General features: G+C 30.4%; 24 protein-coding genes and 1 riboswitch. Of the genes, 23 read left to right on the plus strand and 1 reads right to left on the minus strand.

Features of this window, described 5'->3' with window-relative positions:
• Positions 1-24: 24 nt before the first annotated feature.
• Positions 25-513, minus strand: coding sequence for a PAS domain-containing protein (locus HBE96_RS18705; RefSeq protein WP_169299230.1), 489 nt, complete (start codon positions 511-513; stop codon positions 25-27).
• Between the two features lie 240 nt (positions 514-753).
• Here HBE96_RS18705 and HBE96_RS18710 point away from each other — a divergent pair, with 240 nt between their 5' ends.
• From HBE96_RS18710 to cobJ, 23 genes are all read left to right on the plus strand, one after another.
• The gene (locus HBE96_RS18710; RefSeq protein WP_169299231.1) at positions 754-1,551 is read left to right on the plus strand and encodes an energy-coupling factor transporter transmembrane component T family protein; all 798 of its coding nucleotides are present in this window, start codon (positions 754-756) and stop codon (positions 1,549-1,551) included.
• Between the two features lie 5 nt (positions 1,552-1,556).
• Positions 1,557-2,282, plus strand: coding sequence for an energy-coupling factor ABC transporter ATP-binding protein (locus HBE96_RS18715; RefSeq protein WP_169299232.1), 726 nt, complete (start codon positions 1,557-1,559; stop codon positions 2,280-2,282).
• Between the two features lie 138 nt (positions 2,283-2,420).
• Positions 2,421-2,605: riboswitch (cobalamin riboswitch) on the plus strand.
• 181 nt (positions 2,606-2,786) lie between these two features.
• Positions 2,787-4,304, plus strand: a complete 1,518-nt coding sequence (locus HBE96_RS18720; RefSeq protein WP_169299233.1) for a cobyric acid synthase — start codon at positions 2,787-2,789, stop codon at positions 4,302-4,304.
• A 29-nt stretch (positions 4,305-4,333) separates the two neighbouring features.
• The gene (cbiB, locus tag HBE96_RS18725; RefSeq protein WP_169299375.1) at positions 4,334-5,293 is read left to right on the plus strand and encodes an adenosylcobinamide-phosphate synthase CbiB; all 960 of its coding nucleotides are present in this window, start codon (positions 4,334-4,336) and stop codon (positions 5,291-5,293) included.
• 38 nt (positions 5,294-5,331) lie between these two features.
• On the plus strand, positions 5,332-6,429 hold the full coding sequence (locus HBE96_RS18730) for a pyridoxal phosphate-dependent aminotransferase (RefSeq protein WP_169299234.1): 1,098 nt from the start codon (positions 5,332-5,334) through the stop codon (positions 6,427-6,429).
• Positions 6,430-6,465: 36 nt separating this feature from the next.
• Positions 6,466-7,662 (plus strand): glutamyl-tRNA reductase, encoded by a 1,197-nt coding sequence (gene hemA, locus HBE96_RS18735; RefSeq protein WP_169299235.1) that lies wholly within the window; start codon positions 6,466-6,468, stop codon positions 7,660-7,662.
• Complete coding sequence (locus HBE96_RS18740; RefSeq protein ID WP_169299236.1) at positions 7,620-8,270, plus strand: NAD(P)-dependent oxidoreductase; 651 nt, start codon at positions 7,620-7,622, stop codon at positions 8,268-8,270. The genes hemA and HBE96_RS18740 overlap by 43 nt, the downstream gene beginning before the upstream one ends.
• 118 nt (positions 8,271-8,388) lie before the next feature.
• The gene (gene hemC, locus HBE96_RS18745; RefSeq protein ID WP_169299237.1) at positions 8,389-9,261 is read left to right on the plus strand and encodes a hydroxymethylbilane synthase; all 873 of its coding nucleotides are present in this window, start codon (positions 8,389-8,391) and stop codon (positions 9,259-9,261) included.
• 21 nt (positions 9,262-9,282) lie between these two features.
• Positions 9,283-10,743, plus strand: coding sequence for a uroporphyrinogen-III C-methyltransferase (cobA, locus tag HBE96_RS18750; RefSeq protein WP_169299238.1), 1,461 nt, complete (start codon positions 9,283-9,285; stop codon positions 10,741-10,743).
• Between the two features lie 380 nt (positions 10,744-11,123).
• Positions 11,124-12,095: a porphobilinogen synthase gene (hemB, locus tag HBE96_RS18755; RefSeq protein ID WP_169299239.1), complete on the plus strand. Its 972-nt coding sequence runs from the start codon at positions 11,124-11,126 to the stop codon at positions 12,093-12,095.
• Between the two features lie 96 nt (positions 12,096-12,191).
• A complete protein-coding gene (locus HBE96_RS18760; RefSeq protein WP_169299240.1) occupies positions 12,192-13,004 on the plus strand; it encodes an endonuclease/exonuclease/phosphatase family protein in 813 nt (270 codons plus the stop codon).
• Positions 13,005-13,018: 14 nt separating this feature from the next.
• Entirely contained in the window at positions 13,019-13,441 is a 423-nt protein-coding gene (locus tag HBE96_RS18765) for a hypothetical protein (protein ID WP_169299241.1), read from the plus strand.
• Between the two features lie 69 nt (positions 13,442-13,510).
• Entirely contained in the window at positions 13,511-14,779 is a 1,269-nt protein-coding gene (gene hemL, locus HBE96_RS18770; RefSeq protein ID WP_169299242.1) for a glutamate-1-semialdehyde 2,1-aminomutase, read from the plus strand.
• Positions 14,780-15,268: 489 nt separating this feature from the next.
• Positions 15,269-16,591, plus strand: coding sequence for a cobyrinic acid a,c-diamide synthase CobB (locus tag HBE96_RS18775; RefSeq protein ID WP_169299243.1), 1,323 nt, complete (start codon positions 15,269-15,271; stop codon positions 16,589-16,591).
• Between the two features lie 55 nt (positions 16,592-16,646).
• A complete protein-coding gene (gene cobT, locus HBE96_RS18780) occupies positions 16,647-17,720 on the plus strand; it encodes a nicotinate-nucleotide--dimethylbenzimidazole phosphoribosyltransferase (protein ID WP_169299244.1) in 1,074 nt (357 codons plus the stop codon).
• A gap of 29 nt (positions 17,721-17,749) precedes the next feature.
• The gene (locus HBE96_RS18785) at positions 17,750-18,373 is read left to right on the plus strand and encodes a precorrin-8X methylmutase (protein WP_342590202.1); all 624 of its coding nucleotides are present in this window, start codon (positions 17,750-17,752) and stop codon (positions 18,371-18,373) included.
• Positions 18,374-18,775: 402 nt separating this feature from the next.
• A complete protein-coding gene (gene cbiD / locus HBE96_RS18790; RefSeq protein ID WP_169299246.1) occupies positions 18,776-19,864 on the plus strand; it encodes a cobalt-precorrin-5B (C(1))-methyltransferase CbiD in 1,089 nt (362 codons plus the stop codon).
• A gap of 270 nt (positions 19,865-20,134) precedes the next feature.
• Positions 20,135-20,773: a precorrin-6y C5,15-methyltransferase (decarboxylating) subunit CbiE gene (gene cbiE / locus HBE96_RS18795; RefSeq protein ID WP_169299247.1), complete on the plus strand. Its 639-nt coding sequence runs from the start codon at positions 20,135-20,137 to the stop codon at positions 20,771-20,773.
• The gene (cbiT, locus tag HBE96_RS18800) at positions 20,770-21,336 is read left to right on the plus strand and encodes a precorrin-6Y C5,15-methyltransferase (decarboxylating) subunit CbiT (RefSeq protein WP_169299248.1); all 567 of its coding nucleotides are present in this window, start codon (positions 20,770-20,772) and stop codon (positions 21,334-21,336) included. Before cbiE ends, cbiT begins: the two co-directional genes overlap by 4 nt.
• A gap of 43 nt (positions 21,337-21,379) precedes the next feature.
• Positions 21,380-22,066, plus strand: coding sequence for a cobalt-factor II C(20)-methyltransferase (locus HBE96_RS18805; RefSeq protein WP_169299249.1), 687 nt, complete (start codon positions 21,380-21,382; stop codon positions 22,064-22,066).
• An 18-nt stretch (positions 22,067-22,084) separates the two neighbouring features.
• Positions 22,085-22,861 carry a precorrin-4 C(11)-methyltransferase gene (gene cobM, locus HBE96_RS18810; RefSeq protein ID WP_169299250.1) on the plus strand — a complete coding sequence of 259 codons (777 nt, stop codon included), beginning with the start codon at positions 22,085-22,087 and terminating at the stop codon, positions 22,859-22,861.
• Positions 22,803-23,825: a cobalt-precorrin 5A hydrolase gene (gene cbiG, locus HBE96_RS18815; protein WP_243186995.1), complete on the plus strand. Its 1,023-nt coding sequence runs from the start codon at positions 22,803-22,805 to the stop codon at positions 23,823-23,825. The genes cobM and cbiG overlap by 59 nt, the downstream gene beginning before the upstream one ends.
• Before the next feature lie 23 nt (positions 23,826-23,848).
• Positions 23,849-24,565 carry a precorrin-3B C(17)-methyltransferase gene (cobJ, locus tag HBE96_RS18820; RefSeq protein ID WP_169299251.1) on the plus strand — a complete coding sequence of 239 codons (717 nt, stop codon included), beginning with the start codon at positions 23,849-23,851 and terminating at the stop codon, positions 24,563-24,565.
• Positions 24,566-24,586 lie beyond the last annotated feature (21 nt).

Below are 24,586 nucleotides of genomic sequence, written 5' to 3' on the forward strand. Positions count from 1 at the left end.
TTTTCCGTTAAAGATTTAGAATTACTATATTCTTTTTTTTAATATTTTTGATGTATTTTCTAATTCATATTTAATATTATGCAGCATAGTACAGTCCTCAATAGTTATGATTATGTTATGTACTATTAAAGACTCATTTTCTAAAGGACTAATTTTTATATTATAGTATTTATTCAGAAAAAATCTATTTATACGGAAATTATTCAATACTATAGTTTCTTTGTTTTGTACAACGTTTTTAATTTTAACTTCTATATTTTTACTGAGTATTTTAGGAAAAATATTAAAGACGTTTTCACCAATTGCAGATTTACTGCATACATTTGATATTTTTTCTTGTGCAGGATTCCAGATTACTACGTTAAATTTACTGTCTAAAATTATAATCCCTATGGGAATAGTGTTTATGACTGAATTAATTGTGTTATTATTTTTAGAAAATCTTTTATTTAAAATAGGCTTTATATTAGAGTTATTTGAAAATAAACAAGAACATTTAGAATCTAACACCATGATAACTCTCCCCTTTATTATTAATTAGACAAACAGTATAACGATTACAATAAATATTCTACAAAAGCGTTTTAATTCCTTCTAAAATATATGGAAAATGTAAAATAAATATTAAATACCATAAAGTTTTACAAAAATGTATGAAATGTATGGACAATTTAAATTAATTGCATTAAGTTTTTATATATGATATATTTTGAATATATGCAAAGTAATTTCTAATAAGTGGGTGAAATTATAATGGAAGATTGGCTTTTGAAAAAAGATGATTATACACCTAAAGCAGATAAAGATAGCTTTATAGATAAAACTATATTAGGTTTTTTAAGTATTTTATCGTTAATAAAAAGAAATAATAAAATTAATAGCAGTTTTATGTACAAGCTTAATCCATCTGTAAAGTTGATTTTTACAATTGCAAATATAATATTTCTTTCAATGTCTAAAAATCTTATGTACATATTAATTATAGATGTATATATGTTATTTACATTAAGTTTACTGGATATAGAAGATATTAAAAAAATTTTAGCATTAAGTATAGTGGTTCCAATTTTTACATCTATTATGCTTGTACCTTCTATGTTAATGGGGAATGTAAACAATAGCATGCTTATTATTTTAAAAGTAATAGGTACTATGCTAGGAGTAAATGTCTTATCTTATACAACAAAGTGGCATGATATAACAAAGGCCCTTAAACTTTTCTTTATACCAGATATTTTCATATTAGTATTTGATATAACCTTAAAATATATTTATATTCTTGGAGAATTTTCTTTAGAAATGATTTATGCACTAAAACTGAGGTCTGTAGGTATAAATAGTAATAAATATTCTTCATTATCAAGAATAATGGGAAACCTATTTTTAAAATCAAAGGACCTAGGTGATGAAATGTATTCTGCCATGGAATGTAGAGGATTTACAGGAGAGTATGTGTCTTATTCAAAGTTTAGCTTTTCTTTAAAAGATTTTATGTATGCTATAATAAATGTGGTAATTATAATAATGTACTTTTATTTTGCTAGGATGTGATAATAATGATTGAATTTAAAGATGTATATTTTAAATATAAAAATGCAGATGTATTAAAAAATGTAAGTGTAACTATTAAAGAAGGAGAAGCTGTAGCATTAATAGGACCTAATGGCAGTGGTAAATCTACTTTCTTAAAAATTATAAATGGAATAGTGTTTGCAAAAAAAGGAAAGTACTATTTTAAAGGTGAAGAAATAAACAGCAAAAAGTTAGAGAATAATAGTTTTTCCAAGTTATTTCATAAAAATGTAGGATTTGTATTTCAAAATTCTGATGCTCAGCTTTTTTGTTCTAATGTGTATGATGAAATAGCATTTGGACCAAGGCAGATGGGTTTGAAGGAAGAAGAAGTGATTAAAAGGGTTGAAGATTGTTTAAAACTTTTAGACGTACAAGACCTTAGAGATAGAGAACCCTATAATTTAAGCGGTGGAGAGAAAAAGAGAGTAGCAATAGCCAGCGTTTTAGCTTTAAATCCAGAAATTTTAGTTTTGGATGAACCTATGAATGGAATAGACCCTAAGGGTAAAAAGTTTTTAAAAGAGCTTATGATAAAATTAAATTCCAGCGGTAAAACTATAATCTGTTCTACTCATGATTTTGAATATGTAGAAGATGTGTTTAAAAGAGCTTTAGTTTTTTCAGAGGAACACAGTATTGTAAGGGATGACGATTATAATGCCGTAATTAATGATAACGATTTTTTAGTTAAGTATAATATAAAATAATTCATTAGCTTCTGTTTAAAAGATGGCAGTGTTTTAGGGGAGAGATATTGGATAAAAGATGCAGCAAGTTAAAAATCATGCTGAATAAAGTAGAATCATTGACAGCTGAGAATAATTGTAATAAACTAAATTCATACAATATAATATTAAGCTTCAGGTGCCTTTATAATAAGGTGAAAAGGGAATGCGGTTAAATTCCGCAGCAGCCCCCGCTACTGTAAATGAGGACAAACCTTTACTGGCCACTCGGTATTTATACAAGAGGAAGGCAAAGGGGAGAATGATTCATAAGCCAGGAGACCTGCCTGATTAGAACATATGCTTTCGGAGGGAAAGAACTTTTGATTGTAGAACTTCCGGCGGTTGCCGGTTTTTTTATTTATAGAGATAGTTGTCTTAAAATTCGAAGGCTATGCAGTAACTTGAAAAGTATGAAAATACTGCATAGAAAGTATTTTTTGACAACTTTTTTCATTATATCAATTTAAGAGGGGAATGGTTAGTATGGCTAAAATTATGATTCAAGGCACAGGATCATCTGTAGGTAAAAGTATACTAGTAACAGCACTTTGTAGGATTTTTAAACAGGATGGATATTCGGTATGTCCTTTTAAATCTCAAAATATGTCTCTAAATTCATACATAACTTTAGACGGAAAAGAAATGGGGCGTGCACAGGTACTTCAAGCTTATGCTGCAGGACTTCAGCCAGAAGCTTATATGAACCCTATACTTTTAAAACCAACTTCTGATAAGAAATGTCAAATCATAGTCAATGGAAAAGTTTATGGAAACAGTACTGCTATGGAATATCACAACATGAAATTAGAGTTTAGAGATATGCTAAAAGAACAATTTGAGGATATGGAAAAAAGATTTGATATTATAGTTATGGAAGGTGCAGGAAGTCCAGCAGAAATAAACTTAAGAGATAGAGATATAGTAAATATGGGAATGGCAGAAATTGTTGATGCTCCTGTTTTATTAGCTGGAGATATAGATAAAGGTGGAGTATTTGCATCTTTAGCTGGAACTATGCTTTTATTTAGCGAAGAAGAAAAAAAGAGAGTTAAAGGTACTATAATAAACAAGTTCAGAGGAGATGTGGAAATATTAAAGCCAGGACTAACTATGCTTGAAGATATAATAAAGATTCCATGCCTAGGAGTAATTCCTCATTTTAGATTAGCATTAGAAGATGAAGATGGAGCAGTGGAATTTAATACAAAGGTAACAGCACCTATAGATATAGCTGTAATAAAACTTCCGCATATATCTAACTTTACAGATTTAGATTCATTAAAGAGTGAAGAAGATGTATCCGTAAGATTTGTAAGTTCTGCTGAGGAATTTGGAGATCCTGACCTGCTTATAGTTCCAGGAAGCAAAAATACCATTGAAGATTTACTTCAGCTTAGAAAGTGCGGTTTAGAGGCACGTATAAAAGAATATAGTAAAAAAGGCTTTGTTATAGGAATTTGTGGTGGATATCAGATGCTTGGAAAAGTAATAAAAGATCCATATGGTGTGGAAACAGAAGTTCCAGAAGTTGAAGCAATGGGGCTTTTAGATATAGATACTATATTTGAAAAAGAAAAGGTTACTACAAGAATAAAAGCAGAAAGCTTAGAAGAATTTACTGTATATAAAGATGAAGCTTCAACAGAAAAAAGAAAGATAAATATATATGGTTATGAAATACATATGGGAATATGCACTTATGGTGAAAGTGCAAAGCCTTTATTTGAGATTGTAGATAAGAATGGAAAACAGGTTTCTCTGCAAGATGGAGCTGTAAATAATGAAGGAAACATCATGGGAAGTTATATACATGGAGTTTTTGATGGTGTAGACTTTAGAGAATACGTTTTAAATAAGATAAGAGTAAGAAAAGACATGAAAACTAAAAAGTCTTATGTATATGAAAATTTAAGGGAAAAAGAATTAGATAAATTAGCGGATATTGTTAGAGAAAATTTAGATATAAAAAGTATATACAATATTATAGGAATGAAAAAATAATGGGGTGATTTATTGTGATAGCATCTTTTATGGCAATGAATATTTTAGATATAATTTTAGCTGTAATAATAGATTGGCTAATTGGTGATCCTAACTGGTTACCACATCCTATTATATATATAGGAAAACTCATAGGTTTTCTTGAAAAACAGGGAAGAAAATTATGTAAATCCAATGCAGGTATTAAAGCCTTTGGAGGACTTATTGTAATAATTACAGCAGGTGTAAGCTTTTTTATCACATTTGGAATTTTAAAATTAGTAAGTTCAATACCTTTACTATATCATGTTTTAAATGTAATAATATTATGGACAACATTAGCAGCAAAATGTTTAAGTAAAGAGGCTAAAAAAGTTTATTATGCATTGAAAGATAAAGATATAGAAAAAGCTCGATTAATGCTCTCTTATATAGTTGGAAGGGATACAAAGGAGCTTAGTGATAATGAAATAATAAGAGCCGATGTAGAAACAGTAGCTGAAAATGCTTCTGATGGAGTTATTGCACCTTTATTTTATGCAATAATTGGAGGAGCACCTTTAGCAATGATGTATAAAGCTGTAAATACTATGGATTCAATGCTTGGATATATGAATGAAAAATATAAGTATATAGGATTTTTTCCAGCTAAGGTAGATGACGTTTTCAATTTTATACCTGCAAGAATAACTGGAGTACTTATGTGTTTAACTGCTTTTGTAGTTAAAGGTAATGCCATAGAAAGTTTTAAAATAATGGTTAGAGATAGAAAAAATCATAAAAGTCCAAACTGTGCTTATCCTGAAGCAGCTGCAGCTGGAGCTATGAAAGTACAGCTGGGAGGCACTAATGTATATTTTGGTGAAGTAGTTTATAAGCCTACAATTGGCGATAGGAAAAAGACATTGAGTTTTGAACATATAAATGAATCTGTAAAACTTATGTACGCTTCAGAGGTTTGTATGCTGATTATATACGCTGCGTTTATATTTGCATTTATTAAGAAGTAAGTTATATCTGATAAAAAGTGATTTAGGAAGTGATTTAAATGGAACATGGAGGAGACGTATACACAGAAGGTATTCTAAAGGGAAAAGAAATTTTAGATTTTAGTTCTAATATAAATCCATTAGGCGTTCCAGTAAGTTTTAGAGATCATATAAATGAAGCTTTAGAAGCAGTAAAAAAGTATCCAGATGTTGAGTATAGAAGTTTAAAAAAATATATTAGAGAATATCTAGAGTTCAGTAGAAATTATTTTAAGGACGAGCCTTGTAAAACAAATAAATTTTCTATTTGTGAAAGTGATATAGTTCTTGGAAATGGTGCTGCAGAAATCATAGATTTGTCAATAAGCTGTTTTAAAAAGGTTTGTATAGTAGTTCCCTCCTTTATAGAATATGAAAAAAATGCTTTAAAATGGGGATGTAACGTAATATATTCTACAATGAAAAAAGATATGACCTATGATTATGAAGATATACTGTTTAAAATTCAAAAATCGGATTTACTTATCATAGGCAATCCTAATAATCCTAATGGTGGAATAATAAATAAAGATGAATTTAAAACTATATTGGATTTTTGTGAAGAAAATAATAAAACAATTATAATAGATGAAGCGTTTATAGAATTTACAGGTAAAAATAATTTTAGCTTTTTAGAGGAAATAGAAAGTTATAAGTGTATATTTATAATTAGAGCTTTAACTAAGTTCTTTGCTATGCCTGGTATTAGAATAGGATATGGAATAAGCAAGAATGAGAAACTTATAAGTGAAATTAAAAGCAAACAAAATCCCTGGAATATAAATTGTTTTGCAGAAACTGCAGCAAAATATGTTTTGAAGGATAAAGACTATATAGAAAATTCATTAATATGGATTGATGAAGAGAGAAAGTATATGATTTCAAACTTAAAGAAAATAGGTTTTATAGAAGAAGTGTATAGTACTTATTCTAATTTTGTATTATGTAGGCTTAAAAATTTAGATTGCCAGAAGTTATATAAAACTTGTTTAGAAAAAGGAATTGCAATTAGAAAATGTGATAATTTCAGAACTTTAAACGAAAAATATATTAGGTTAGCCATTAAAAGCAGAGAAGATAATAATAGAGTTATAAAACTTTTAAACTCGTTAGTTTAGATTTTTGATGTTCAATTATTTTGGGAGATGGTAATAATGATACAACTTATAGGTTTAAAAAGTGATGTAAAGTTAGAAATAAGAGAAAAATTTTCTGTAATACAGAAACGCTGTGAAAAGTACACAAAGAGTTTAAAAGAAGTTTGTGATGAAGTTGTAGTAATAAGCACCTGTAATAGAACTGAAATATATTTTAAGGCTGAAAATTGTGATGATGATATGGTAAATAAGGTTTTTGATATATTAGGTTGGGATAAAAACTTAAAAAGTTATACCTTTCATTACAAAAATAATGAAGTAATTAGGCATCTAATGGATGTAGTATGTGGATTTCATTCTTTAATTTTGGGAGAAGATCAAATTTTAGCTCAAATTAAAGAAGCTTATGAAATTGCTTTGAATTCTAAAACTGTACATAAAGATTTACAGAGACTTTTCCAAATTGCAGTAACCTGCGGAAAAGAGTTTAGAACAAGATCAAATCTTTATAAGATACCTGTATCATCATCTTCTATAGCAGTTAATGAAAGTAGAAAGCTTGGAATAAAAAGATTTATGCTATTAGGATTTGGTGAGGTTGGGCAGCTTGCAGCAAAGTATATTTTATCCTCAAGTTTTGAAGTACTTTATATAGCAGTGAGAAATCCTAAAGTTGTAAATATAGATGATCCTAGAGTAAAGACTATAAATTTTGATGAAAGAATAAAAAATTATCAGAATGTAGACTGTATAATATCCTGTACTTCAGCACCTCATTGTGTGGTAAGGAGAGAAAACTTACCGGATAAAAATATGGCTATATTTGATTTAGCTGTACCTAGAGATGTTGAAGAAGATGTTTATAGTATGGAAAATGTAACAGTATACAATATTGATAAAGTAAGTTCCATTGATGATGAAAATAGAAAAAAGAGAAAAGCTATAATGATTAAAAATAGATGTATAATTGATAAACATATTAAAGAGTTTTTGGATTGGCAGAAAATACAGGGCATTTCCGGAGAAATAGTAAATCTTAAAAAGTGTGGAGAAAAAGTATATAAGAAAAGATATAAAACTTTTAAAAATAAGAGACATACTAAGGATAATGAAAAATTAGCTGAAGTACTTTTTAAAAGCACAACAGATGCTTTTATTAATAGGGCTATAGATGTATTGAAGGAGGAACAGCTGAAGGGAAGTGCAGAGGATTGTATGAAAATAATAAAGAAGATATTTTATGTAGCAGAATAGAATATACAATGCTTTCACTTATATCCAGTAAGATAAATGTTCTTGTTGTTGGAGGAGGAAATGCTGCTTTAATAAAAGCTAAAACCTTTGTAAAAAAAGGATGCTTTGTTTCAGTAGTTTCCAAGGAATTTAATGAAGGTTTTAAAGAATTAGAAAACAGCAGTAATTTAAAAGTTATAAAATCGGAATATAAAGAAGAGTATATAAGATGTAATCATATAGTTATAATTGCTACTGATTCTAAAAAAGTAAATGAGAATGTAAGGCAGCATTGCGAAGAAAGCTGTAAACTATACATTGATTGCAGCAGCCCTGAACATGGATTATGTGTTACTCCCTGCCAAAGAAATACAAAGAATATTTTTTTAGGAGTAAATACTTCAAACAAAAACCCTAGAGCGGCTGTATATATAGCAGATAAGATAAAAGATTATATAGGTAAATATGATGAGTTTATTGAATTTACATCAAATGTAAGAAATAGTATTAAGGAAAGCAGTAAAAAAAGAGAAATAATGAAATTCATGTGTTCTGAGGATTTTTACTTTTTTTATGAAAAAGGCAAAGAAAATATAGTGTTAAAAATGTTCTACACAGATGACTGGTAACTCTAATACTTCGGCTTATTTAAAGCAGGATTAAAGAATGTCTGTTTTCTAAGTACTAAAGACATAAGAATATTGCATGACTAAATGATGACATTATAAATTAGGATGGTGATTGATTTTGAAATTAAAAATTGCAACTCGTAGAAGTAAGTTAGCTCAAGTACAAACAGAAACCATAATGAAGCTTGTAAAAGAAAATTGCAATGTGGAATGTGAAAAGCTTTTATTTGAAACTACAGGCGATAAAATATTGGATGTATCATTAAGTAAAATTGGTGGAAAAGGACTTTTTGTAAAAGAAATAGAAACGGCTTTGTATAAGGATGAAGCAGATGCTGCAGTACACAGTATGAAAGATGTACCTTTTGATATTCCAGATATGTTTGATATAGTGGCTATGCCTCCTAGAGAAGATGTGAGAGATGTATTTGTTTCCATGAATGGTGTTCATTTTAAAGAATTAAAAAAGGGAGCAAAAATTGGAACCAGCAGCAATAGAAGAGCTGCACAAATTAAACTTTTGAGACCTGATTTAGAAATAGTACCTATAAGGGGAAATGTTCAAACTAGAATAGCTAAAATAGAAAAAGAAAATTTAGATGGAATAATACTAGCAGCAGCAGGCCTTAAAAGAATGGATATGGAAAACATTATAACAGATTATTTTACTGTAGATGAAATAGTACCAGCAGTAGGTCAGGGAGCTTTAGGAATAGAGACAAAGAAAAACAGCGCAAACGAAGATGTTTTTAAAAAATTAGAAGATGAAAACACAAGAATTTGCGTGGAAGCTGAAAGAAGCTTTATGAGAACTTTAAATGGTGATTGTCATTCAACTATAGGTGCTTATGCTGAAATAAATGGAGAAACAATTGATATTATAGGAATATTCCAGGTTGGAGATAAACTTGTAAAAAGAGGTATATCTGGAAGCAAAGAAGATTATATTGAGTTAGGTTATAAATTGGGTAAAAAAATTATAGAAGCATAATATGAAAGGGATGAGAGCTAAATGGGAATGGTTTATCTTATAGGAGCGGGACCAGGTGATGAAGAACTTATAACTTTAAAGGCTGCAAGAAAGTTAGGAAAGTGTACAGCTGTAATGTATGATAGACTTGCTGGAGTGGGTATTTTAAAATACTTAAATCCAGATTGTAAAATATATTACTGTGGAAAAGAACCAGGATGTCATTATAAAACACAAGATGAAATTAATAATATGCTGGTAGAACTAGCTAAACAGGGACATATTGTTGGAAGAATAAAAGGCGGCGATCCTTACATATTTGGAAGAGGAGGAGAAGAAGCTTTAAGGCTTATAGATGAAGGAATAGATTTTGAAGTTATTCCTGGAATCACATCTCCTATTTCTGTACTTAATTATGGTGGTATACCTGTAACACATAGAAAGATAGCACAGAGTTTTCATGTGTTTACTGGAAAAAGTGCTGAAAAGTTAAATATTAACTGGGATGCTGCAGCCAATGTTGGAGGTACACTTGTATTTTTAATGGGATTTGAAAATTTAGGTGTTATTTCAAAAAAACTTATGGAAAGTGGAATGAATGAAGCTACTCCTTGTGCAGTGGTTATGAGAGGAACTACTGCTAAACAAAAAAAGGTGGTAGGAACTTTAAAAGATATAGAAGAAAAAGCCTTAAAAGCAGAATTACATTCTCCATCTATTATAGTGGTAGGACAAGTCGTACAGTTTAATGATAAATTAAATTGGTATGAAAAAAAGCCGCTGTTTGGGCAAAATGTATGTATAACTAGAACTAAGGAACAATCAAAAGAGATAAGAGAAAAGTTAATAGATTTAGGTGCAGAGGTTACAGAAATAAATTCTATAGAAATAAAACCTAATGGAGAAGCACTTAAACAATATATAGATAAATTAGCTTCTTATGATTACATGGTATTTACCAGTGTAAATGGAGTAAATAACTTCTTTGATTATTTAAATAATAATGATTATGATATAAGAGGAATAAAAGCAGTTTTTGCTGCTATAGGACCTGCTACTGAAAAAGCTATAAAGGAAAGAGGAATTATTCCTAAAATTATTGCAGAAAAGTTTGTAGCAGAAAGTTTATTTGAAAAAATGAAGGACTTTGTAAAACCTGGAGATAAGATATTCTTGCCAAGAGCTAAAAATGCAAGACCTTATTTAGTAGAAGCTTTAAGAGAAAAAGGCTGCACTGTAGATGAATGTTATGTTTATGAAACAGTAGTAGGAACGCTGCCTAATAATAAATGCTTTGATAATGTGGATACAGTAATATTTACAAGTCCAAGTACTGTAAACAATATGATAGAACTAGTTGGAGTAGACAGCATAAAAGAAAAGAGTGTAATTGCCATAGGACCTATTACGGGTAGCACATTAGAAAAACAAGGAATAAAGTATGAAGTTTGTGATGAATATACTACTGAGGGAGTTCTTAAGAAGTTAGTAGATAAGAATTAATAGTTTAACATTGGTAATGTAAAAATAATAAGACATACTATTTTTGAGAGGACAGAGGACAATTGACAGAGGACAGTGAAGGAGGATTTTTCTCCACTGCACTACAAAAAATCTTCAATTAAATTTTTGAAGGCTCGTTTTGCTAAGGCAAAACATTACTGATATCTTATTTATATAAATTTAAAGATTTTTTACGTTAGCAAAGCAAGCTTTAAATTAAATTAGTTTTCTGACGTAAGGAAGAAAACTTACCTTCATTGTCCTATGTCCTCTGTCAATTGTCCTCTCAAAAAAGGTTGCCTATTATGTAAAATAAAATGTAATTATAATTAAACATATTTACTGATATAAAAATAATTAGAAAAAGGGGAAATGACCAAATGTTTAGAAGACATAGAAGACTAAGAGAAAACAAAGTTATAAGGGGAATGGTAAGAGAAACTTACCTTCATACAAGCGATTTTATATATCCATTATTTGTAGTAGAAGGAACAAACATAAAGGAAGAAATATCATCTTTAGAAGGCAATTATCATTTTTCTATAGACAGATTACATGAAATAGTAGATGAAATGAGAGAAGTTGGAGTTAGAAGTGTATTACTATTTGGAATTCCAGATCATAAAGATGAATGTGGTAGCGGAGCTTATGATGATAATGGAATAGTTCAAAAGGCTGTAAGAAAAATAAAAGAATTAGATCCAGAAATGTTTGTTATAACAGATGTTTGTATGTGTGAATATACAAGTCACGGTCACTGTGGAATAGTTCATGATCATCACGTAGACAATGATGAAACTTTAGAGTATATAGCTAAAATAGCAGTATCACACGCAAAAGCTGGAGCAGATATGATAGCACCTTCTGATATGATGGATGGAAGAATATTAGCTATAAGAGATGCACTTGATGAAAATGGTTTTAAAAATGTATCTATAATGTCATATAGTGCTAAATATTGTTCAGCTTTCTACGGACCATTTAGAGAAGCAGCAGATTCAGCACCTCAGTTTGGAGATAGAAAGGGTTATCAAATGGACCCAGCTAATGTAAGAGAAGCTATGCTTGAAATAGAAGACGATATAGATGAAGGTGCAGATATTATAATGGTTAAACCAGGAATGCCTTATCTAGACGTAATAAGATTGGCAAGGGATAGATATGATGTTCCAATAGCAACTTATAATGTAAGTGGAGAATATGCTATGGTTAAAGCTGCAGCTAAAGCAGGACTTATAGATGAAAAGAGAGTAGCGCTTGAAATGTTAACATCATTAAAGAGAGCAGGAGCAAAAATGATTATTACATATTATTCATTGCAGGCAGCTAGATGGATTAGAGAAGAAAGATAGTATACATTTGATATAGATGAACATATTTTCTTGTGTGATAAAAAATATCTGTGGCACCTTTAAAGTAGTAGTTCTTTTTATATGCCTTAAAAGGAGGTGGCTGGTATCAATTTTCTATTTTGGAATTTAAATAAAAAAGTATTAATTAATGAAATTGTAAGTTTATGCAAAGAAAATAAGATTGATGTTTTAATTTTAGCTGAATTTAAAGGAACTGACTTAGAGTATTTGGAAAGAAGATTAAAAGATTATAATAAAGATTTTAAATTAGAATTACATTTACCTAAGAATCGTACAGTTATGTTTCATACATTGAAACATGATGTTGTTAAGTTAAAAGATGGGAAATACTTCTCAGCTTATAAGATCAAAAATAATATAGATGAAATTATGGTGTTTTCGCTACATTTACCTAGTAAAATGTATTTAGAGGAAAGAGAATTATCTTTACATGTGCCTAGAATTGTAAGAGAAATTGAAAAGCTTGAAGAAGAAAATAAAAATGATAAAACTATTGTTATTGGAGATTTTAATATGAATCCATTTTCTGATGGGATGGTTTCATCAGAAGGATTTCATGCAGTAATGAGTGATAAAGTGGCAAAAGAAGTGCAAAGAAAAGTATTGGGCGAATATAGAAAGTATTTTTATAATCCTACTTGGCATCTTTTAGGAAATGCTAAGAATAGTACAATGGGAAGTTATTTTTATCATAAAACGCCTATAAGTTATGCATGGAACGTACTTGACCAAGTAATTTTAAGACCGAGTTTAATTGATAAGTTTTGCATAAATGATTTAAAAATAATTAGTAAAATTAATTTGAATGAATTGCTTACAGAAAGTGGAATTCCGGATTGTAGAAAATATTCAGATCACTTACCAATATTTTTTAAGTTGGATTTATAAGGAGGTAGTGTTAAATGGGAAAAGACTTATGGGGGAATATTGATCTAAAGAAATCAATAGAGAATGCTCCACATAGTATTTTGAAAGAACAAGCAGATATATTTGAAAAGAAGATGAAAGGCACACTTTATATACGATTGGTAAATTTAGGAATTAAGAAAAAAGGTAATTATAAGTTTGCAACTAATTTTGAAATAGCGTCACAAGCTTTAGATAATTATTCATATACTTTATTTACATTATATTCAAATCCGGAAAAGAACTATCCTGTTGCTATTGATTGTACTTACGCTTTGGAAGATGAAGAATATGAAGATGAAATGGATTTTTCGTATATATGTAATAACGATGATGAATTTGAAAATTCATTAGTGAATATATTTCAATCCAAAGAAGTTATGGAAATAATACAAACACTATATGCTAAAAGCGTGTAGCATATAAGTAATATTAAAATAAATAATAGATTTTGAAAAATATTAAACAAATGTTAGGGGAGTTACAATTTGAGAAATTCAGATATATTTAATGAATCAAAAATATATATGCCAGGTGGAGTAAATAGCCCAGTTAGAGCTTATGTAGGTTTAGATATTGATCCTCCAGTTATAAAAAAAGGTTCAAGAGCCTATGTTTATGATGAAGATGGAAAAGAGTATGTAGACTTTGTAGATGCATGGGGACCTATGATACTTGGACACTGTGATGAAGATGTAGTAAAAGCAATAAAAGATACAGCAGAAAATGCAATTGCTTTTGGTACACCAACAGACCTTGAATTAAAGTTAGCAAAACATATATGCACTACTGTAGACAATGTGGATATGATAAGAATGGTTAATTCAGGAACAGAAGCAACTATGAGTGCTATAAAGCTTGCTAGAGGATGTACAAAAAGAGATAAAATAATAAAATTTGCAGGATGTTATCATGGACACTTTGATGGATTCTTAGTTGAAGCAGGTTCAGGTGTTATGACTTCAAATATTCCAGGATCACCTGGAGTTCCTGTAGGAAGTATAGAAAACACTTTAATTGCTCAGTACAATGATTTAGATAGTGTTAAAGAACTTTTTGAAAAACAAGGAGAAGAAATAGCAGCAGTTATTATAGAAGTAGTAGCAGGAAATATGGGAGTTGTATTAGCTAAAAAAGAATTTTTACAGGGTGTAAGAGATATCTGCACAAAGTATGGCGCTATATTAATATTTGATGAAGTTATGACTGGTTTTAGAGTTGCATATAAAGGAGCACAAAGCCTTTATGGAGTAAAACCTGACTTAGTAACTTTTGCAAAGATTATGGGCGGCGGACTTCCATGTGGTGCTTATGGTGGAAGAAGAGATTTAATGGAACAGTTAGCACCAAACGGTCCTGTATATCAAGCAGGAACAATGTCTGGAAATCCAATAGTTATGGCAGCAGGATTAGCAGCCGTTACAAAACTTTATAATAATCTATCATATTATGATCAGATGGATAAAATAGGAGCAGGAATTCAAAAGGCAGCAGAGGAAATAGGAAAAGAAAAAGGTCTTCCAATAGTTGTTAATAGAATGAAAACTATGATGACTATATTCTTTAATGAAGGTGGAAAAGTTGAAAACTATAAAGATGCTAAGAAAAGTGATACCAAACTATATGGAAGATATTTTGAACATATGCTAAAGGGTGGAATAATGATGGCACCATCACAGTTTGAAGCTATGTTTATATGTGTAAAACATACAGAAGAGCATGTAGAAAAATTTGCTGAATTAATGAGGAAATTCTAATAAGGATATAAGTGCAAGTAAGCGAAGCAACTTTCAACTGTATTCCCACTGATATATGTTGTAAAGGAAAACTCACTTCATTTTGAAGTTCTAATGCTTGAGATATTGAAAAATATCTACCTCCTCAAATGCGACGTCCTGTCGCTTTCGGAGCTTTTGCCGTCCTGGCAAAAATTACGATATTTTTCAATATCTCAAGCAAAGGACTTCTAAAATTTGTTCGAATATTCCTTTACAACATATATCAGTTCCCATACAGTTGAAAGTTACTTCTTAGTACATTGCAGTATACTTATTAAAATTATAGTTAATTCTAAGTTATAACGCTTAAAAATTGGGCGCAGCCTGTTGTTTGAATATATTAAAGGTGTTATTAAGTGCAATTTAGTTCATCATTATTTGTTCTTTGATATTTGAATTTTTTAAGGGTTCGCGTTACATTATGTTTAAAGGATGAAGTTAAGAATGTGTAAGTAGGGGGTGTAATGCTTGAAAAGTATAGTAATATCCTCTAACAGTAGTGGTGGAGGAAAAACCACAATAACTTTAGGAATTATGAAAGCTCTTATGAAAAAGGGATTTGATGTACAGGGATATAAGGTAGGTCCGGATTACATAGATCCAGCTTTTCATAGTTACATAACAGGAAAACCTTCTAGAAATTTAGATTTGTTTTTAATGGGCGAGGAAGGTGTAAAGGTGGCTTTTTCTAGGGGAAAAGGTGACATGGGTGTAGTAGAAGGGGTTATGGGTCTTTATGATGGCAAGGGAATAGATTCAAAATATTCTACAGCACATGTGGCTAGAGTTTTAAATCTTCCTATAATACTGGTTATAACACCTAAAGCTCAAAGTGCTACTTTATGTGCAGAAATAAATGGAATAGTTAATTTTGAAAATGCAAATATAGCAGGTATTATATTTAACAGTATAAGTGAAAGCTACTACAGGTTGTTAAAAGCTGCAGTAGAAAAAAATTGTAATGTTAAAGTTTTAGGATATGTACCTAAAGATGAAAAGCTATCATTAAAAAGCAGACATTTAGGACTTGTGCAAAGTAGTGAAATAGAGGATTTAAATGAAAAGATAGATTTGTGCAGTGAACTAATATTAAAATATGTTAATTTTGAAGAGCTTATAACCTTTTTTAAAGAAACAGAAAATTATGAAGATAACTATCATTTAATTAACAAAGGTAAAAAGATATCAATTGCTTATGATAAGGCTTTTAGCTTTTATTATACTGAAAATATAGAACTTTTAAAAGAGCTAGGTGAGGTTACTTTCTTTAGCCCTATAAAAGATAATAAAATGCCAGAGCATACGGATTTATTATATTTAGGTGGTGGATACCCAGAAGTTTTTATTGAAGAGTTAAGTTCAAATAAATCTATGCTTTTAAGTATAAAAGAAGCTCTTGAAAAAGGTACAACTTGTTATGCTGAATGTGGAGGTTTAATGTATCTCACAGAGGGTATAAAGAATATGGACAATGACAGAGTATTTGAAACTGTAGGATTTTTTAAGGGCAAGTCTTATATGACTAAAAGACTTCAAAATTTTGGATATGCAGAACTTGAAGTTATGGAAAAAAATAATCTTATTAATGTAGGTACTAAGGTTAATTGTCATGAATTTCACAAATCCTATGTGGATTTAAAAGAAAATAAAATTTGTAGTTTAACAAAAGAAGTTTATGATGGGACCTTAAAAAAATGGCAGTGTGGTTATTCTAAGGAAAATACAATAGGTGCCTATGGACATGTACACTTTTTTGGAAATTTAGATATGATTAAGCAACTTGTAAAGTAATAATAGTAAAGCTCATTATTAAAATATCACACTAAATAAGAATGGGGGGAAAACAGTGGGATTATTAGAAGAAACATTGAAAGCAATTAATTCATCAAATAAAGAAGCTATAAAGTCAGCTTGGGATAGACTAGACAATCTTACCAAACCTATAGGAAGCTTAGGGGAACTGGAAGAAATAGCTGCAAAAATGGCTGGTATTACAGGAAAAATATATAATAAAATAAATAAAAAAAATATAGTAATAATGTGTGCAGATAATGGTGTTTGTGAAGAAGGAGTAAGCTGTTGTGATCAAAGTGCTACTGCAACTGTTACTAATAATTTTACTAGAGGTATAACAGGGGTATGCGTTTTGGCTAAGTATGCCAAATCAGATATAACTGTTGTAGATGTTGGAGTTAAGGGAGAATTTAACAATCCTAAAATAGTAAACAAGAAAGTAGTATATGGTACTAAAAATATGGCTAAGGAACCTGCAATGACTAGGGAAGAAGCTGTAAAAGCTATAGAAGCAGGAATAGAAGTTGTAGATAAGTTAGTTAAAGAAGGCTATGATTTGTTTGGCACAGGAGAAATGGGGATAGGAAATACTAGTACTAGTGCAGCAGTTTTAAGTGTGTTAACAGATCTTTCAGTAGATGTTGTAGCTGGAAAAGGGTCAGGACTTACTGAAGAACAATTTGAAAATAAAAAAAGAGTTATACAGAAAGCTATAGAAGTAAACAAACCTGATAAAAATGATATTATAGATGTAATTTCTAAAATAGGAGGTTTGGATATAGCAGGAATTTGTGGTTGCTTTTTAGGAGCAGCAAAAAATAGAGTGCCTATAGTAATAGATGGTTTAATATCTTCAGCAGCAGCACTTTGTGCATATAGATTAAATAACAATGTCATAGATTTTATATTTCCTTCGCATCTTTCAGCTGAACCGGGAGCAGTTTATATGATGAAAGAACTTAACTTAAAACCAATGCTTAATTTAGGAATGAGATTAGGAGAAGGTTCAGGTTGTCCTCTTGCATTCAATGTTATAGAAGCAGCACTTGAAGCTATGAATAATATGGCAACTTTTGATGAAGCAGCATTAAATAGCCACTGTTATGTGGATATTAGAGAAAAATAATGTAGCAATAAAAGCAGAATGGAGAATAAATTATGGATTATATAAAAATTCCTATGGACATAGAAGAAAGAAGTTTTGAAATAATTGGAGAAGAAATGGGACCCCACAATTTCACAGAAAGAGAGCTTAAAATAGTAAAAAGAGTTATACATACCACAGCAGATTTTCAGTATAAAGATTTAATTTATATAAGAGAAGGTGCTATAGATAGTGCACTGGAGATTTTAAAAAAGGGAACTACAATATATACAGATACTAATATGGCTGCATCAGGTATAAATAAAGCTGCATTAAAAAAGCTTAACAGCAAAGTGGAATGTTTTGTATCTAGAGAAGATGTAACAGAGATAGCTAAAGAGAGAGGAATAACCCGTTCTATGGCAGCAGTAGAGAAAGCTGCAGCTGAAGGCGTAGAATTCTTTGTTTTTGGGAATGCACCTACAGCATTATTTAAACTTATAGAACTTACAAAGCAGGGAAAGGCAAATCCTAAATTTATAGTAGGAGCTCCAGTAGGATTTGTAGGAGCAGCAGAATCTAAAGAAGAAATAGAAAAGTTAGATGTTCCAATGATAACTATAAGAGGAAGAAAAGGCGGAAGTGGTATAGCAGCCTCCATAGTAAATGCACTTATGTATATGATAGCTAGATAGTATCATAATATAGGAATATAAAATAGAAAATTAACTTATAAAAATGTTTATTAGTAATAGTTAAATATATTTTAGTTGACAGTTGACAATTGACAGAGGACAGTGAAGGAGGATTTTTCTTCGCTGCACTACGAAAAATCTTTAATTAAAAAACTCTTGCTTTTTTATTTTTTAATGGCAGTTTATGAGTAAGCGATGTTTTGCATTAGCAAAACAAGCCTAAAAAAATAAATTAGTTTTCTGACATAAGGAAGAAAACTCACCTTCAATGTCCTCTGTCCTCTGTCAATTGTCCTCTGAAGATATATTTATAGATTTCAAACATTACCAATAATTCTCGTAGTATAAGTTAAATTGAGAGCTAGAAATCCTATAAAAAATGTCCAGATAGAAGGTGAAAATATGCTTGATATGTATGTGAATTGTGATGGAAAAAGATTAAGATGCGGATATACTACAGGTTCTTGTGCAGCAGCGGCAGCAAAAGCGGCAACAAGAATGTTATACTTTAATGAAGAGGTAAAGGAAATAAAAATAGATACACCCTATGGTATAGAGCTTTTAATACCAATAGAAAAGATAAGAAAAGGCAACGATTACATAGAATGTTGTGTGCTAAAGGATGGTGGGGACGATCCTGATATTACACATGGTATAGAAATATGGGCAAGAGCGAAAAAGAAAGAAAGCGGTTATAGCTTAAAGGGTGGAACTGGAGTAGGTACGGTTTGTAGTGAAGGTTTGTATGTAGCAAAGGGGGAGCCGGCTATAAACCCAGTACCAAGGAAAATGATTGAAAAGGAAGTTAAAGAGGTACTTTTTAATAATAAAGGTGTGGAAATAACTATATTTGTACCTAGAGGAGAAGAAATTGCTAAAAAAACCTTTAACCCAAGACTTAACATACAGGGTGGAATATCTATATTAGGAACAACAGGCATAGTAAGACCTATGTCAGAGGAAGCTCTTACAAAATCTATAGAAATTGAAATTAATCAGAAAAGTATAAAAGGATATAAGGATTTGATACTGTTATTTGGAAACATGGGTGAAAACATGGCCAAAGAACAGAAACTGGACTCCGATAAAATGGTTATATTCTCAAATTACCTAGGTTTTGCATTAAATGCCTGTGTGGAAAAAGGTATTGAAAAAGTACTTATAGTTGGACACATAGGCAAGTTGTGTAAAGTTGCTTCAGGTTGTTTTAATACTCACAGTAGAATATGTGATGTAAGATTAGAAACTCTGGCATTAGAACTTGCTTTAATGGGAAAAGATAGAGAACTTGTACAAAAGGTTTATAATCAAAAAACCACAGAAGGTGCTGTGAATTTTCTTGGAGATGGATATGAAGAATTATATAAAAATATTGGTGTAAAAGTGAAAAATAAAATAGAACAGTACACCTACAATAATATAAAGGCAGAGGTTATTATGTATGCTATGGATAGAGGAATACTTTATAGCAGTGTAGAGAAAGGCAATTAAAGTGGAAAGTAATACATTAATTAAAAATATTATGAAGCAATATTTTGAGAGGACAGAGGACAGAGGACAATTGACAGAGGACAGTGAAGGAGGATTTTTCTACGCTGCACTACGAAAAATCTTTAATTAAGCTTTTCAATGCTCGTTTCGCTAAAGCGAAACATTGCTTATTTATATAAATTTAAAGATTCTTTTGCATTAGCAAAAAATCAACCTTCATTGTCCTCTGTCCTCTGTCAAATGTCCTCTGAAAAAAGGTGGTTTTAAGAAATGGAGAATAAAGTTTATATTGTGGGGATAGGCCCTGGAAACAAAGATTACATATTACCAAAGGCTATAGATACTTTAAAAAAGTCTGATTTAATAATTGGATTTGAAAGAGCCATTGAAAGTATTTATTTTGTTAAAGGAAATAAAGTTATAGTAAAGAAGCTTACAGATATAATAGAGTTAATAAATTCTAAAGAAAGCAAAAATGTGTCAGTAGTTGCATCAGGAGATCCTCTTTTCTATGGTATAACAGATTATTTGAAGAAAAATTATAAAGGGAATATAGAAATAATTCCAGGATTAAGTTCTTTTCAATATATGATGAGTAAAATAGGAAAGAGCTGGCAGGGGACTTTTTTAGGAAGTCTCCATGGAAGAGAAGACAAATTTAATGACATAGTAAGAGATAATGCTGTATCTATATGGCTCACAGATAAAAAACATACTCCAGCTTATATATGTAAAGAACTTAATGAAAAAAATGTAAAAGCCAGAGTATATGTGGGAGAAAATTTATCTTATGAAGATGAAAAGATTACTATAGCGGATATAGAAGAAATGGAGAATATGAGCTTCAGTAATTTATGTGTAGCAGTAGTAGAAAACTTGGAATACTGTGTGGAGGAAAACGAGAAATGATTTATATAAGGGATGATGAATTTATAAGAGGGGACTGCCCTATGACTAAGGAAGAAGTTAGAATTTTAAGTACTGCTAAGCTAGAACTTAAAGAGGACTACAGGGTTTTAGATATAGGTGCAGGAACAGGTTCTGTAAGCATACAGATAGCTAAAATTTGTTCAAAAGGTGAAGTAATAGCTATAGAAAAGGACAAAGAAGCTCTTAAGATGATAAAGTTAAATAAAGAAAAGTTCCAAACTGAAAATTTAAATATAGTAGAAGGAGAAGCAATGGAAGTAGAGGAAAGCATAAAAGCAACCTTTGATGCTATATTTATAGGCGGCAGTGGTGGAAACATAGAAAAAATAATTAAAAGTTATGATTTAAAGCTTAAAAAAGGAAGAAATATGGTATTGAATTTTATCACTTTAGATAATTTATATAGAGCTATGAATACCTTAAAAGCTTTAGATTATAATGTTGAATGTGCGCAGATTTCTGTAAATAAAAGTAGAGGAAAAAGCTATATGATGTTTTCAAATAACAGCATATTCATCTTAACAGGAACAAAAACAAAGTAGATCAATTTTTAGTGAAAATTAAAAAGTAGGAGTGTAATCAATTATGGAAAGTAAAGCTACAAAATTAGGAACTTTATATGGTGTAGGAGTAGGTCCAGGAGCAGAAGAACTTTTAACATTAAAAGCTGTAAATGTTATTAAAAAGTGTGATGTTATAATAGCTCCATCTGCTAAAGAAGGTGGAAATAGTATTGCGCTGGAAACTGCTAAAAACTTTATTACTGAAGATAAAGAGGTAATGGTTAAACATTTTCCTATGGGAGGAGCAGAGCAGGAAGAAAAGATACATAAGGCTTTCAAAACCATTGAGGAAAAATTAAAACAAGGAAAGGATATTGCTTTTTTAACTATAGGAGATCCTTTCGTGTATAGTACATACATATACCTATTAAAATATATAAAAGATCATGGATATAATACAGAAACAGTACCTGGTATAACTTCATTTTGTGCTGGAGCAAGCATTGCAGGTGAGCCTATAGTTATAGGTGATGAGAGAGTTTTAATACTTCCAGCAACTCAGGTGGACAAAATTACCGATGAAAAATTTGTGGTAATAATGAAGGTTTATAAAGTTGAAGAAAAGGTACTTGATGTTTTAGATAAAAAAGGATTTAAATATGTTTTTGTAAAAAGAGCATATAGAGAAGGTCAGGAAGTATTTAGAGATAGGGAAGAAATATTAAAAAATAAAGATTATATGTCACTTATTATAGCTCAAAGAGACTAAGAAAAGGGGAGACTAATTATGAAAAACGTAGTGTATTTTATAGGAGCAGGACCAGGAGATCCAGATTTAATAACTGTTAAGGGAAGAAATATATTAATGGAAGCTGATGTAATAATATATGCAGGTTCATTAGTAAGTAAAGAACATTTTAAAAACTGCAAGGAAGGTGTAGAAATACATAATTCAGCATCTATGACATTAAATGAAGTTATAGAAGTTATAGAGAAATCTTATAAAGAAAATAAAAAGGTAGTTAGACTTCATACTGGAGATCCAGCTATATATGGTGCAATAAAAGAACAAATGGATGAGCTTGAAAAATTCAATATACCTTATGAAGTAGTTCCAGGAGTAAGTTCCTTTACAGCAGCTGCATCTGCCATAAAAAGAGAATTTACACTTCCAAATGTAAGCCAAACTGTAATACTCACTAGGGTAGAAGGAAGAACTCCAGTACCAGAAAAAGAAAGCTTAGAAAAGTTAGCATCTATAGGTGCATCTATGGCATTATTCCTTTCTGTAAGTATGATAGATAAAGTAGTTGAAAAGCTTAAAAAGGGATATGGAAGAAATGTGCCTATAGCTGTAATTCAAAGAGCTACTTGGGAAGATCAAAAATGTGTTATAGGAACTTTAGATGATATAGCTGAAAAAGTTAAAAAGGAAAATATAACAAAAACAGCCCAAATACTTGTAGGTGACTTTATAGATTGTGAATATAATAAAAGTCTCTTATATGATGAAGGTTTTTCACATATGTTCAGAAAGGGAAAAGATGAAGATAGCAGTAATTAGTGTAACTGAGCAAGGTGATATTATTGCAGAAAAGCTTAAGGAAAGCTTGGATATAGACCTGTACTCTAGAGAAACTGTAAAAAAAAGTGGTATAAAGGTTTTAACCGAAAAAATCATTAAAGAATATAAAGCAATAATATTCATAAGTTCCACAGGAATAGCAGTAAGAGCTATAGCAAATTATCTAGAAAGTAAGGATAAAGATCCAGCGGTACTAGTTATAGACAGTAGTTCTAAGTTTGTTATAAGCTTACTTAGTGGACACCTGGGAGGAGCTAATGAATTAACCTTAAGGGTAGCAAATATACTAAAAAGTACTCCTGTTATAACAACTGCTACGGATAATATGGGAGTTACTGCACCTGATATAATTGCCAAAGATTATGGACTTGTAATAGATAATCTTAAAGATGCTAAAAATATTGCAGCTTTATTAGTAGATAAAAAACAGGTAGCTTTTTTAGATAATAAAAATATCATAGCTTTACCAAAAGGGTATACAAGCAGCATAGAAGAAGCTGAAGGAATGGTATATGTTACTCATAATTTAAAAGAAACCTTTGATGCATGTAAAGAAAATAGCTTAAAGCTTATAAGAAAAGATATTGTACTTGGAATAGGATGCAGAAAAGATTTTGATACAGATAAAATGAGAGATTCTGTAGAGCGTATTTTAGAAGAATATGATTTAGATAAAAGGGCAGTAAAGTCTATTGCCACAGTGGAAATTAAAAAAGATGAAAAGGCTATATTAAAATTAAGAGAATACTTAGGCTGTGAACTTAAGATATTTTCTTTAGAAGAAATAAAAAAGATACATCATAAGTATGCAGGTAGTGATTTTGTAGAAAAAACTATAGGGGTTAGGGCTGTGTGTGAACCCTGCGTTGAGTTATCAGGAGGAGCACTAATTACAGAAAAAATAAAAGCTCAGGGTATGACTATTTGTATTGGTGAGATTTAAACTTAATAGAAGGAAGTGTTAGTATGGGAAAACTTTATGTTGTAGGAATTGGACCAGGTGGATTAGATTATATGACTGTGAAATCAGTAAAAGCACTAGAAGAAAGTGACATTATAGTAGGATATACTAAATACATAGAATTTATAAAACCTATTATAAAGGATAAAGTTATATTTTCCACAGGTATGCGTGGTGAAGTAGAAAGATGTAAAAAGGCACTAGAATTGTCAAAGGATAAGGTAGTTTCCATAGTAAGTACAGGAGATGCTGGAATTTATGGAATGGCAGGACTTATATTAGAAATGAGAAAAGATGAAGATGTAGAAATAGTACCAGGAGTTACAGCATCTTCAGCAGCAGCTTCAGTAGTAGGAGCACCTCTTATGCATGATAACTGCAATATAAGTTTAAGTGATCTTATGACGCCTTATGAGCTTATAAAAAAGAGAGTTGAACTAGCAGCACAAGGAGATTTTATTATTTCATTGTATAATCCTAAAAGTAATGGAAGACCTCTTTATTTAAAGGAATGTATGGATATAATAAAAAAATATAGAGAAGGAACTACACCAATTGCTGTAGTTAAAAATGCCTTAAGAGATGGTGAAGAAAGAACATTATTTACAATGGATTCTTTTGATGACACTAATGTAGACATGTTTTCAATTGTAATAATAGGAAATAGTAAAAGTTATATAAAGGATAATGAATTTATAACTCCTAGAGGATATAATGTTTAGTTAGTAATTAATATTTAAGAA

The organism is Clostridium muellerianum, assembly GCF_012926525.1.
In the GTDB taxonomy this organism is placed as follows: domain Bacteria; phylum Bacillota; class Clostridia; order Clostridiales; family Clostridiaceae; genus Clostridium_AM; species Clostridium_AM muellerianum.